Source organism: Acinetobacter sp. YH12226 (assembly GCF_013417805.1).
Classification (GTDB): Bacteria; Pseudomonadota; Gammaproteobacteria; order Pseudomonadales; family Moraxellaceae; genus Acinetobacter.
Window position 1 is genome coordinate 1 of record NZ_VPDG01000018.1, and the last position, 13048, is coordinate 13048.

Annotated in this window: 13 protein-coding genes; 4 read left to right on the top strand and 9 right to left on the bottom strand. The window is 42.8% G+C overall.

All coding sequences use genetic code 11. The annotated features are described in order from the left end of the window. Positions 1–692 precede the first annotated feature (692 nt). Together FTV08_RS13395 and tyrS are read right to left on the bottom strand one after the other, a co-directional pair. Positions 693–986 carry a hypothetical protein gene (locus FTV08_RS13395; protein WP_005104912.1) on the bottom strand — a complete coding sequence of 98 codons (294 nt, stop codon included), beginning with the start codon at positions 984–986 and terminating at the stop codon, positions 693–695. Positions 987–1517: 531 nt separating this feature from the next. Beyond that, positions 1518–2732, bottom strand: coding sequence for a tyrosine--tRNA ligase (gene tyrS, locus FTV08_RS13400; protein WP_005245575.1), 1215 nt, complete (start codon positions 2730–2732; stop codon positions 1518–1520). An 80-nt stretch (positions 2733–2812) separates the two neighbouring features. Between tyrS and FTV08_RS13405 the strand changes: the two genes are divergently transcribed. Next, on the top strand, positions 2813–3940 hold the full coding sequence (locus FTV08_RS13405; protein ID WP_180087478.1) for an anhydro-N-acetylmuramic acid kinase: 1128 nt from the start codon (positions 2813–2815) through the stop codon (positions 3938–3940). A 113-nt stretch (positions 3941–4053) separates the two neighbouring features. Here FTV08_RS13405 and FTV08_RS13410 read toward each other — a convergent pair whose 3' ends face one another. The 4 genes from FTV08_RS13410 to FTV08_RS13425 all read right to left on the bottom strand — a co-directional run bounded on the left by FTV08_RS13410 (position 4054) and on the right by FTV08_RS13425 (position 8249). Beyond that, positions 4054–5346 (bottom strand): lytic murein transglycosylase, encoded by a 1293-nt coding sequence (locus FTV08_RS13410; protein ID WP_005094875.1) that lies wholly within the window; start codon positions 5344–5346, stop codon positions 4054–4056. 712 nt (positions 5347–6058) lie between these two features. Then, positions 6059–7180 carry a 5-(carboxyamino)imidazole ribonucleotide synthase gene (locus tag FTV08_RS13415; RefSeq protein WP_180087479.1) on the bottom strand — a complete coding sequence of 374 codons (1122 nt, stop codon included), beginning with the start codon at positions 7178–7180 and terminating at the stop codon, positions 6059–6061. A 15-nt stretch (positions 7181–7195) separates the two neighbouring features. Then, a complete protein-coding gene (gene purE / locus FTV08_RS13420) occupies positions 7196–7708 on the bottom strand; it encodes a 5-(carboxyamino)imidazole ribonucleotide mutase (protein ID WP_005094870.1) in 513 nt (170 codons plus the stop codon). A gap of 199 nt (positions 7709–7907) precedes the next feature. After that, complete coding sequence (locus FTV08_RS13425) at positions 7908–8249, bottom strand: DMT family protein (RefSeq protein WP_180087498.1); 342 nt, start codon at positions 8247–8249, stop codon at positions 7908–7910. A 242-nt stretch (positions 8250–8491) separates the two neighbouring features. Here FTV08_RS13425 and mpl point away from each other — a divergent pair, with 242 nt between their 5' ends. Together mpl and FTV08_RS13435 are read left to right on the top strand one after the other, a co-directional pair. Continuing rightward, positions 8492–9856 (top strand): UDP-N-acetylmuramate:L-alanyl-gamma-D-glutamyl-meso-diaminopimelate ligase, encoded by a 1365-nt coding sequence (gene mpl, locus FTV08_RS13430; protein ID WP_005252988.1) that lies wholly within the window; start codon positions 8492–8494, stop codon positions 9854–9856. 365 nt (positions 9857–10221) lie between these two features. Beyond that, entirely contained in the window at positions 10222–11304 is a 1083-nt protein-coding gene (locus FTV08_RS13435; protein ID WP_180087480.1) for a zinc-dependent alcohol dehydrogenase family protein, read from the top strand. Positions 11305–11366: 62 nt separating this feature from the next. On the opposite strand, the gene FTV08_RS13440 is transcribed toward FTV08_RS13435, so the two are convergent. After that, a complete protein-coding gene (locus FTV08_RS13440; RefSeq protein ID WP_004729009.1) occupies positions 11367–11840 on the bottom strand; it encodes a BLUF domain-containing protein in 474 nt (157 codons plus the stop codon). 196 nt (positions 11841–12036) lie between these two features. Between FTV08_RS13440 and FTV08_RS13445 the strand changes: the two genes are divergently transcribed. After that, positions 12037–12384 carry a hypothetical protein gene (locus tag FTV08_RS13445; protein ID WP_005245563.1) on the top strand — a complete coding sequence of 116 codons (348 nt, stop codon included), beginning with the start codon at positions 12037–12039 and terminating at the stop codon, positions 12382–12384. Here FTV08_RS13445 and FTV08_RS13450 read toward each other — a convergent pair. Together FTV08_RS13450 and FTV08_RS13455 are read right to left on the bottom strand one after the other, a co-directional pair. Beyond that, on the bottom strand, positions 12377–12667 hold the full coding sequence (locus FTV08_RS13450; RefSeq protein WP_026056558.1) for a GNAT family N-acetyltransferase: 291 nt from the start codon (positions 12665–12667) through the stop codon (positions 12377–12379). The genes FTV08_RS13445 and FTV08_RS13450 overlap by 8 nt on opposite strands. A gap of 31 nt (positions 12668–12698) precedes the next feature. After that, positions 12699–12977, bottom strand: coding sequence for a GNAT family N-acetyltransferase (locus FTV08_RS13455; RefSeq protein ID WP_180039090.1), 279 nt, complete (start codon positions 12975–12977; stop codon positions 12699–12701). Positions 12978–13048 lie beyond the last annotated feature (71 nt).

The window sequence follows — 13048 nt, forward strand, 5'->3', positions numbered from 1 at the left end:
TTTTCTGACAAATATTTCTCAAATAAACTTCGAGTAATTTCTACCATCAATCAATGAAAATAATCTCGATCAATCAACCAGTAAAAATCCACACAAGTTGTTCTTCATAATCTCTTAATGATCTTTCTAACACCTCGTCAGTGCTAGAAGCTGGACTTCGATAAACTTAACAACTCCGCCATTCTGCTTCGTTCGTTTCCGTCTATCTCGTCGGTATGGGTGCATTCTAGAGGATTTCAGAATCATTGCAACCCCCAATTCACTATATTTTTCACGTATGTCTTTTTTTTCTACAAAAATTACTAAAAAATCGCTTTTTTATCTAATTTTTAAGCGTTTTTATGCAATAAACCCACTAAACACTTCATTTTATTTTTATAACTGAAAATTCATTTAGACCTAAAAACTATCACAATAATATTTAAAACAGTATTTTTAGCCTTTTGATATTGAAATCTTGTCTTTTATTTAAATTAGCTCGTCAAAAGAAAACCAAAATTCCCCTACCTTGCCCAACAAACCGATCTAAATCCTAGACTCCTCAATATTGATGAGTTATTTTTGACGTAAAAAGCTTTTATAAAAGCCTATTTTTAGGCTGCTATATAAAAAAAGTATTCATTTTTAGTTTTCGAATCCCAAAACCATGCTTAGATCACTTATATATAGAAGATAAAGTCTGTTATTTTGCATTAAGCGACTTTTTCCTGTTGTTGCTGTCTAAGCCAGTGCTGCATAACTTCTACAATCATGTCTTTCTTGCCCTGATAATCCTCGGCAATAAAGAATAATTTCGCGCGTCGCGGTAACTGCTCTTCAATCAGGGAAAATAAAAAGTAATGCGCGGCCAGATCAAGCTGCATAAATAAAGTATAGACAGATCCATAGAGTTGCTGTTTTTGTTCGACCGGCTGGTATTCAAATAAGAACCGTAATATGCAATCGATCTGTTCATCAAAAATATCTTCTGTTGGAAAGCGATACATTCAATCACCTCTGCTTTAATTTTTTATGTTTTGCACTTTTCTTTTGGAGTCAATTGAAATGAACTCACCCTTAGAGGTCATTCACCTAAGTTCGATTTGCTGATTAATTTTAAGTTTAGTTGTTCAACAAGAAGAGTAGGCATGCAGATTTATATTTTGATTACGCAATCAGAATAAATAAAAAAGGAAGAGATCTCTCCCAAAATCTCCTCCTTAGAATTGAATCTTTACCCGATCCATTATGTCATTATTATAGTTATTCGCTTTAAAGCTTTTAAAAAGAGCCTCTTGGAAAAGAGACTTCTCAGTTGTGGAGTACTATTATTTTTACTACCCTCTAGATGCTCTAAACGAATTCTCTAGATGAATAAATCCTATACATAATAAAGATGAAAAGCAAGTGATTTGGGAAAAATTAACTCTTGTTTTCATAGGGTTTTTTTTGACTTTACTTATTTGATTTTTAAATATAGAACATCAACAAAAAAAGCAGACCGAAGCCTGCTTTTATTTCAATAACTTATCCGTTTTTTAGTCAATAAAAGTGACTTTAGCGATTGCTTTTTTACTGGCCTGAACAATCAAAGTTACGTTCTCTTTCACAGAATAGGTCGTATCTACAGTCTGCCAATCCACTTTCACTGCACCACGGCCTAATGCATCCTTAGCCTGGGCTGCATTTTTGGTTAAGCCGGCTTCACGTAAAATCGAGGTAATAAAGATTTCCCCACCAAACTCGCCACGTGAAATAGTTACTTCTGGCGTACCTTCGGGTAATTCACCTTCAGTAATGATATTGCCCGCGCCTTTATGCGCATTGGCAGCCGCCTCTGCACCATGGAAACGCTCAACCAGCTCCAGTGCAAGAATCTTTTTGACTTCTTGCGGGTTACGGCCTTCTGCCACTTCTTTTAATAGTTGCTGAATTTCTTCAATGGTTTTGAAGCTCAGCAGATCAAAATAACGCTCAATCAATGCATCCGGCATTGAGAGCACTTTCTGGTACATCGCGCCCGGTGCATCAAATACACCAATATAGTTACCTAAAGATTTAGACATCTTGTTGACGCCATCTAAACCTTCAAGGATTGGCACTGTGATACAGACTTGAGCTTCTTGGTTATAGCGACCTTGTAAGGTACGACCCATCAACAAGTTAAAGGTTTGGTCTGTACCACCTAATTCAACATCTGCTTCCAACGCAACAGAGTCATAGCCTTGTACCAATGGGTACAAAAATTCATGAATCGCGATCGGTTGTTGATTGTTATAACGCTTGGTGAAGTCATCACGCTCAAGCATACGTGCAACCGTTTGCTGTGATGCCAATTGAATTAAATCAGCCGCAGTTTTTTGTGCAAACCACTCCGAGTTAAACACCACTTTGGTTTTGTTTGGATCAAGAATTTTAAATACTTGTTCTTGATATGTTTTAGCGTTCTCTAAAACCTGTTCACGTGACAATGGCGGACGTGTAGCACTTTTTCCGGTTGGGTCACCGATCATCGCAGTATAGTCACCAATTAGGAACAACACTTCATGACCCAAGTCTTGGAATACTTTTAACTTATTAATGAGAACCGTGTGGCCCAAGTGCAAATCAGGTGCAGTCGGGTCAAAACCCGCTTTAATTTTTAATGGACGATTCAATTTTAATTTCTTGAGAAGGTCTTCTTCAGAAATAATTTCGTGGGTGCCTCGTTGAATGAGGGCAAGTTGTTCTTCAGCCGGCAGGAAATTTGACATCACAAAATCCAATACATCAGTTACTCAATTTGTGCGATATACTAACACTTTTTCAGCATATTGCAGGCTTAAGAATAACCATGACAGCGATCTATATTGGGGTAATGACCGGCACGAGCATGGATGGTGTCGATATTGTTGCTGCTTCTTTTGATCCACTCCAGCTTCATGCCACACTCACTTTGGCATTTGATCCTGACCTTCGGGATGAGCTGATGGCACTGACTTTGCCGGATGACAATGAAATTGACCGCATGGGCAAGGCTGATGTTGCACTGGCACAAATGATTGGTCATGGTATTAATGCGCTGATTGAAAAAAACAACCTAGATAAATCCAGAATTAAGGCGATTGGCTCGCATGGCCAGACTATCCGGCATCGTCCTGAACATGGTTTTACCCTGCAAATTGGTGATCCGAACATCATTACTGAAATTACCCAGATTCCGGTGATTTCAGATTTTCGTCGTCGTGATCTGGCGGCAGGTGGTCAGGGAGCGCCTTTAGTTCCGGCATTTCATCAGGATATTTTCCAGCATGACAGCATTCACCGGGTCATTTTAAATCTGGGTGGTATTGCCAATGTCAGCCTGCTGCCTGCCGGCAAGCCTGAAGAGGTGTATGGTTTTGATACCGGACCGGCTAATATCTTGATGGATGCTTGGTGTTCCCGTTATACCGGCCAGCCTTTTGATGAAAATGGTAACTGGGCAGCCTATGGCACCCCGATTCGCAGTTTGCTTGATCGCTTGCAGTCACACGAATTCTTCTCCAAAGAACCTCCGAAAAGTACTGGTCGTGAAGATTTCAACCTGGAATGGCTGGATGAACAGATTGCTGACTGGCGCAATGACCTGCAATACGATGAACTGGAAGACACTCCGGAAAATGTACAGGCGACTTTATTAAAGCTCACCACCCGTGCCATTAAAAAAGCCATTTACCGCTCCGGCATGGATACCGGACAGGTTTTTGTTTGCGGTGGTGGTGCCTACAACTCACATTTACTGGAGCAGTTGCGCTGGCGCCTACGCAAGCATGAATGGAGCGTACAAACTACGGCCGATCTTGGTTTAAGCCCGACTTGGGTTGAAGCCACGGCCTTTGCCTGGCTGGCCATGCGTTTTATGAATCAGCTGAATGGTAACCTGCCAGCAGTCACTGGTGCTGCTGGATATCGCATCCTCGGTACCATTACTGCTGTTTAAATTCAGCTAATTACTATTAGCTTGCATGACTATATAGCTACTCAAAAACAGTCATCAAAAAAGGTCTGCATAAATGCAGACCTTTTTTGATTTTAAATTTTATGCTCAAGAATTTATTGCATCATGCGTTTGGCATTTTCATTTCTAAAGGCCCGCAGAATCTGCTGACCAGCACGACCTGTTGGACTCAAGCCCAAACGCTGCTGTTCCTGACGAATCGCTTGACGGGTTTTATCTCCAATCAGACCATCCACCGCACCAATATCATAGCCACGGTTTAACAGAAATTGCTGGATCTCACGACGTTCTGCACGCGAAGTTCCCGGATCATCAGTAGGCCATGTGGCCATAAATGAACCTTTACCTTGCAGTCGATCGGATAAATGTGCAATCGCCAAGGCATAACTTTCTGCCGCGTTATAGCTATAAATGGCATCAAAATTTTTAAATACCAAAAATACTGGGCCACTCGGGCCTGCAGGTGCAAGTAATCCTGCTTGAGAGGATTGTGATAAATTTCCTTGAATTAATGCCGAACCATCGGCACGTACCACCCCTTGATTGTTCCAACTACTCAAGGATTTTTTATTTCTTCGGCCTTCACCGGAAACCGACATGCCTTGAGGGATCTTGACTTCAAAACCCCAAGGCTGTCCGCTCTGCCAGCCACGCTTGCTTAAAAAGTTGGCAGTTGATGCGAGTGCATCCGGAATGCTCGAAACTAGATCACGTCGGCCATCACCATCAAAATCAACTGCAAGCTCATCATAAGTCGATGGCATAAACTGGGTATGACCAAATGCGCCTGCCCAGGAACCCTTTAATTGTTCTTCACGCACATCGCCACGCTGTAAGAGTTTCATAGTGGTAAAAAACTCACCACGGAAATAACTCTGGCGACGACCTTCACAGCTCAAAGTTCCTAAAGCCTGTAATAAAGGATATTTCCCCGAAATATCACCAAAATTACTTTCGACACCCCATACCGCAACTACCGTTTCTGCAGGTATACCATAGGTGGCAGCAACACGATTGAGCACCTCACGATGTTGCTGTAATTTTTGCCGGCCGAGCTGAACCCGTTCTTCATCCACCAAACCAGACAGATAATCCCAAATTGGGGTAGAAAATTCAGGCTGGTAATTCAGGCGTTCAATCACTGAATAATCAGGGCTTAAGTTTTGGGTATAACGATCATAGGTACTGCCGCTTACACCTCTAGCAACAGCTTGACTGCGCAAATTGGCGAGACAGTTTTGAAAATTATTTTGGGAGGCATAATTCGGGATATTTGAACTAGAGGTCAAATCAGTCGGCGTGACACGTTGACCATTAATAATAAGTTCAGCCTGTGCCTGTGAAGCAGCCAAGACCACAGAACCAATAAAAAGTGCAAGCCGTTGCATAAGACCCTTGAGTATTTAGATTTTGAATTATGTTTCTACCTTAGCAGCTCATGATGAAAATTAAAGCGCCAATGCGTAAATTTAAATTCATAATTCCTACACTTTTAAATTCATTTTGTAATCTTTAAATTTAAACATGAGTTATCCACAAGCCTGATTTAAATTCAAATCAGCGGGATTTTTAAATTCAAATTCAAAACACTTGCAATCAGTTTTGAATTTAAAAATTACTGGGGATAACTTGTTTCAGGAAAAGCGAGTCACGATCATCAACATGCTCTAATTACACTAGTTTTCATTTTAAATTCATTTGAATAATGGGCTAATATTTTTAAATTCAGAAACTTTGAATTCATTTATCCAGTTTTAAATTTGAATTCATATTTTTGAATTTAAAAGCGCAAGTTTAAATTCAAAGCCCGATTTAAATTTGAATTTGTTTTTATGAATTTAAATTCAAAACCACTTTCCAGTTTTAAATTCAAACTTTGATTTCAGTCTTATCTACAAGTGAATATGGCAAAATTCAGCTGTAAAAAAGGTTTTATTGAATTGTTATATTTATACTCAATTGATCAGTTTGTAAGCAATTGATTTAAAAACTGATCCGACCAATGGCAGGCATTTTTAAAGAGGCGTAATCATGCCTGAAAGCAGACAAATAAAAAAGCGATCACCGAAGTGATCGCTTTTTTTATCAGCAAGTTAAAGCCTAGATGGTCATATCTTCGCTCAATGCCAATGGATTCGGTAAAATTTTCGCCAGTTGGCGGCAAAGCACAGACAATTGCGCGCTGTCATTTGGCATCAAGGTGATATGACCAATCTTACGGCCTTCGCGCTCTGACTTGTTGTAGAGATGCAAATGCGCACCTTCCAGAGCCAGAACATCTGCAGATTTTGGATGCTGACCAATGATGTTCACCAAGACAGTTGGACGGATCACTTCAGTTGAACCTAAAGGCAAACCAGCCACCGCACGTACATGATTCTCAAATTGCGAACATACGGCGCCTTCAATCGACCAGTGCCCCGAGTTGTGCACGCGTGGTGCCATCTCGTTGGCATATAAGCCTTTGTCTGTCACAAACAGCTCAAGGGTTAGGACACCGACATAGTTCAAGTGATTCAGCAGACGAGTGATGTAATCTTGCGCCACAGGTTGCAAATCTGCGCTGTTCGGTGCAGGCACAATCGAGTGCGACAGAATGCCGTTATGATGATGATTTTCAGCCAATGGCCAGGTTTTGACATCACCATCTTGGCCGCGTACTGCAATAATTGATACTTCACGTGAGAAGGTGACAAAGCTTTCTGCAATCAGCTCACCTGCAGGGCCCAATTCTGCCCAGGCCTGATCCATCTGATCGGCCGAACGTAAAACGAATTGGCCTTTACCATCATAACCGCCACGCGAGGTTTTCAGTACGATCGGCAAGCCCAGTTCAGCTACAGCAGCCTCTAAGCTTTCCAGTGAAGTGACCGCTTTGTACGGTGCAACCGGAATAGCCAGTTCATCAAACAAGGCTTTTTCAGACAGACGATGCTGGGCAATCGCCAAAGCCTGACGCGGCGGATGCAGTTGCTTGCTTTGCGTCAGTACATCAACATCTGTAAGTGGCGTATTTTCAAACTCAAGGCTAAATACATCTGCACTATTAATAAAGTCTTGCAGACCATTTTCAGCCTGGCTCGAAATCACCGGACCCAAAGCAGCAGAAGGACAGTCTGTGCTGGCTTCAAAAAATGTACATTGAATATTTAATGGAAGTGCCGCTTGCGCCATCATACGACCCAGCTGACCGCCACCAAAAATACCGATGGTTTTATCCATAATCTGTGTCTCGACTTAAGCTTGGCCTGGAATATTGTTACTTGCCACTTTATCTGTTTGCGCTGCACGGAAATCTGCAACATTTTTTGCGATTTCTGGACGGGTCAAACCCAGAATTTGCGCGGCCATAATGGCAGCATTGGTGGCACCGGCAGGACCGATGGCCAAGGTACCCACCGCAATACCGGCTGGCATTTGCACAATAGACAGCAATGAATCAACACCGTTTAAAATCGAAGATTTCACCGGTACACCCAAAACTGGAAGATCAGTTTTCGCTGCACACATACCCGGTAAATGCGCTGCGCCACCTGCACCGGCAATAATTACATGAATACCACGATCACGCGCTTGCTCGGCATATTCAAACAGGCGGTCTGGGGTACGGTGTGCAGAAACAACTTCGGCTTCAAATGGGACACCAAGCTGCTTGAGCATATTGGCAGTGTGTTCGAGAGTTGCCCAATCTGATTGAGAACCCATGATAATACCTACGAGAGGAGTATCTTGTGCAGCAGCCGCATTCATTGCAAATTTTCCAGAGATTAAAGTGAGATAAAGATAAATCTCGACGAGAGAGCCAAGCTTGAATAGGAGTGCGTATTATAGACTGAAAATTCAGCTTCATAAAATTTAACGGTCAAAGCAAGGCTCGATTTTTCTTGTTTTTTTATCGAATTTTCAAAAACTGTAATAAAAATAGGGGAGTATCTGCAGTTACAACTATTTAAAAACTGCGGAATACAAAATAGACACATCCACACAGACATAAAGCAGCCCAGAGATAATCCAGTTTAAAGGGCTGTTTAAACATAAAAATCATAAAAGGAACAAAGACTAGTAAGGTCACGACTTCCTGGGTGATTTTCATTTGACCGACTGCCAGGCCTTGCTGCGCCAGTAATTTGGTCGCTGGAATCATCAGACTATATTCAAACAGGGCAATGGCCCAGCTGAACAAAATCGCTTGCCAGAGCGGTGCATCATGCGGCAAAAATTTTAAATGCCCATACCAGGCCAGGGTCATAAAACAGTTGGCAATTACCAGAAGAAATAAAGCCGGCAGCATTTGCATGCACTCTGCAAAAAAGTCGAACTTATTTTACGGTTTATTTGGCGAAAAGATATTGCATCGCTTTGAAATTTTCTTTGAATTTATCCGTGAAACAGGATTTAAAAAATCCCACAACAAGGCCAGAATTTTCACTATCTTTTCAGCTAAAGCCTTGCTATCGTTGCTTGCAAATTGAATAAATCATGACAACAGCACCAATATAAAGTGATGGGTCAGACAGGAACGGAGTAAAGTAGATGCATCTGCATATTTTGGGTATTTGTGGCACCTTTATGGGCTCGTTAGCGCTACTTGCACGCGATCTGGGCCACCAGGTAACAGGTTCAGACCTGAATGTGTATCCACCCATGTCGACCCAACTTGAAAATGCGGGCATCACTTTAATGCAGGGTTATGACCGCAGTCATTTACAGCCTCATCCGGATCTGGTGATCGTCGGCAATGCCATGAAGCGTGGTATTGATGCAGTCGAATATATGCTGAATGCAGGTCTGCCTTATATTTCAGGTCCGCAGTTCCTGGCTGATCATGTTCTGCAAGGTAAACACGTGCTGGGTGTCGCCGGAACACATGGTAAAACCACGACCACCACGATGCTGGCTTGGGTGCTGGATCAAGCCGGTCTGGAGCCAGGTTTTCTGATTGGCGGTGTGCCATTGGGCTTTTCGGAAAGTGCGCGTCTCGGTGGTGGGAAATATTTCTGTGTCGAAGCCGATGAATACGATTCTGCTTTCTTCGACAAGCGTTCCAAGTTCGTGCATTACCATCCAAAAACCGCAATTTTAAATAACCTGGAATTTGACCATGCCGATATCTTCGATGATCTAGCCGCAATTCAAAAGCAGTTCCATCATCTAGTTCGTACCATTCCAAGTGAAGGCCGGATTATCGCGCCGATTACTGAAAGCAATATTGATGAAGTGCTGGAGCAGGGCTGCTGGACGCCTGTAGTGCGCACCAGTCTAGATGCCAACGAAAAATCTGAACTTTATGCAGAACAATTGTCAGCAGATGGTTCACATTTCAAAGTCCTGCAACAGGGCGTTGTCAAAGGCGAAGTACAGTGGAATATGACCGGGCAGCATTCGGTGGCCAATGCCTTGGCCACGATTGCTGCCGCTGAACATGTCGGCGTATCGATTGAAACTGCCTGTGAAGCACTATCGAATTTTGGTGGGGTGAAACGCCGTATGGAACTGTTAGGCACAGTCCGTGGTATCGAGGTTTATGATGATTTCGCCCATCATCCGACGGCGATTGATACGACCTTAGAAGGTGCGCGCAAACGTCTAGGGGAACGCAAACTCTGGGCAATTATTGAACCACGTTCCAATACCATGCGCATGGGCAGTCATAAAGATGGCTTGGCTCATTCAGCACGTCTGGCCGATGAAGTGATCTGGTATCAACCGGAAGGACTGGACTGGGATCTGCAACCGGTCATTGAGGCTGCGCCAAACAAGGCCAAAGTTGCACGCACACTGGATGACATCATTCAGACCGTGGTAGCAGAGGCAGGCGAGGGCGATGCCGTAGTAATTATGTCGAATGGTGGTTTTGGTGGTTTGCATCAGAAGCTGATTACTGTTTTACAAGCATAAAACAGATTTAAGTGAAGTGAAGAAGCCCGCCTAGCGGGCTTTTTTTAGCATATTAAAACGTTGATTGAGAAAAAGTGAACCGTTGTTCTGATCCTGCAGTCCTATGATTTAAATATTGACCCAAATAGCAGATTTATCTCTGAACCCTCCCTGATGATCTTTTGTTGCAATCTGTACACAAGACTCATTGCAGCGCCATATCACTCAAGGCACAATCGAGAAGAACACAGGTATCTATAGGCCTGAAAGCCAGATCATAAATCAGCCCATCGCTGTCACTATATAAAAGCAATCGAGGCGTTCATTATTCTCGCTGAGTCAGGTCATTCTCATTCCTCATTCCTCATTCCATTAGGAGATGTGTCATGACAACGATGAAAGCGATGGTCTATTACGGCGCAAATGATATCCGCTTTGAAGACCGCCCAGTTCCCACCATTTTGCATCCCAGCGATGCCATCATTAAACTCGAAAAAGTTACCATCTGCGGTACCGACTTGGGTATCTGGAAAGGTAAAAACCCGGAAATTGAGCAGGAGGCTACGCGTAAAGAGGGCAGCTTTAAGGGACGTATTTTAGGTCATGAAGGTATTGGCATTGTGGAAGAAGTTGGTTCCGCCGTGCAAAACTTCAAAAAGGGCGACCGGGTGATTATTTCCTGTGTCAGCCGCTGCGGAACCTGTGAAAACTGCCAGAAACAGCTCTATGCCCATTGTCGCAATGAAGGCGGCTGGATCATGGGTTATATGATTGATGGCACCCATGCCGAATATGTACGCACGCCCTTTGCCGACACCTCACTCTATCATTTACCCGAAGGCCTGAATCAAGATGTGGCCGTGTTCCTCTCCGATATCCTGCCAACTTCACATGAAATTGGTGTGCAATATGGCGATGTCAAACCAGGAGACAATGTCGCGATTGTTGGGGCAGGGCCAATCGGTATGAGCTGTCTGCTCACCGCACAGTTTTATTCACCTGCCAATATTATTATGGTGGATATGGATGATAACCGGCTGGAATTTGCCAAGACTGTCGGCGCAACGCATACCATCAACTCCGCCAAAGAAGATGCCATTCAAAAGATTTTAGAGATTACCGATGGACGCGGGGTCGACTGTGCCATTGAAGCAGTGGGTGTAGAACCTACCTGGAATATTTGCCAGCATGTCGTGAAAGAGGGCGGGCATATTGCCAACGTCGGCGTACATGGTAAACCGGTAAGTTTTGAACTTAACAAACTCTGGATTAAAAACCTGACCATCACCACCGGTCTGGTGAATGCCAATACCACAGGTATGCTGCTGAAAACCTGCTGTTCCGGTAAATTGCCCCTAGAAAAACTGGCGACCCATCATTTTAAATTTGCCGATTTTGAAAAAGCCTATGATGTGTTTAAACATGCCTCCGATGAAAAGGCCTTAAAAGTCATGATTGACATGAGCTAATCCACATCAGACAAAAAAGTCCGCTATGCGGACTTTTTTATTTTCAGCATTTACCCCTCAGATCAGAAATAGGGGACATAACCACGCTGCTTATAGCCTTTTGGCGATGCCAGACTGGCCTGATTTTCTTCCAGGCGATACAGTACTTTGAGGAATTCGGCAATTCCTGACTGCTGTAAGGCATGCGGATCAAATTGCTTCAAACCTAAACGTGAAAATAAAGAAGAAATTTCACTGTGTTTATGCACATATTTCATTGACCATTCCGAGAAATGGGACTGCTCTACTATTGCATCTGCAAAACGTAGGACATTGTGATGGCGGGGATCCTGACAAATGCTCTGAAATAAACTTTCCACTACTTCAGGCTGACCTTCAAGGCACTGGAAAAACTTGCCATGGGAATAATACAACACCCCATGAATCTGCTGCTGAAGATTGAACTTCCGGGCAGTGGCCAAAATATCGCTCAAATCTTGTAACAACTCTTGTTCAGATTCTATGCGTTCACTGGCATAGCAAAGCTGTAGGATCATGCCATCTCACTAAAAGGAAGAATTAAAAACACAATTTAATCAATAATTTTAAATTAAGTCGACTATTTTTTAATCAAATATCCGTTTTTGCTTACATGGTTTTCAGTTTGCATTTCTGGATTAAACTTTTAACAATAGTGCCTAAATTATTAAACGAATATTTTCATACACCTACCATGAACATGAGGATCACTTGATGTTAAAAGATCTGATTTTAACCCTCGCCTTGTTATGTGTGTGCTTTATCCTGATGATCACTTTAAATAATTGGCAATTCAGCGCTCAAACCAATCTGCTGATCAGTTCAATTTTTATTAGCTGGACGATCTTGAAATTTGTTGGGCATCGTATTTATTTTCATGCCAGTTACCTGCTGATCATGGCAATTTTAGTGATGCTGCAACAGTTTGAAGAAATTTTCTGGGCGATGACCGGCGTGATGGCAGGTTTCGGTTTATATACCCTGTTACAGGTTATATTGATTCCTGCCTTGAAAGAAAAACTGCATTTATCTTTCGGGAAATCCCCTTGGGTAGTTAAATAGCCGTTGCTGCGACATCTGCCAGACTTCGGTCACGTTTAAACATGACATCCACATAGGAACATTGCGGGATGATGGTTAAACTTTTCTCACGGGCAAAATCGACCAGTGCATCCAGCATTTTTCGGGCAATACCGTGGCCACGCAGGGAATCATCAACCCAGGTATGATCGGCAATTATAACGGCATCGCCCCGCCATTGATAAGTGATCTCCGCCAGGCGGCGTCCTTGATCTTCCATAAAAAATACACCACCGCGTTTTGAATCTTGATATTTGATTTCCATACGAATCTGAACCTTTGTTGTCATTTTTAAATTATAAAACATCATTAAAGTGAGGCTCTCGCTCGAACACGGATTTGGCAAAAGGGCATTTTGGAATAATCCTGATGCCGTGTTCACGGGCAAAATTCACAGCGGCCTCGACCAGATAATACCCGACGTGCTGGCCGCGTAGACTGTCATCGACCCAGGTGTGTTCAATCACTAATTGATCTTCATTTACTCTTGAATAACTCATTTCTGCCAGACGTTTTTCATTTGGCTCTACAAACCATAAACCTCCATTGTCCTGTTGCTGATGCTCGATCAACATGCCGATCCTCTCCTTGTTTTTAAACCAGACTGACATATTTTTCCCTGCTCTATTGTTAGATTTCTTTTAAA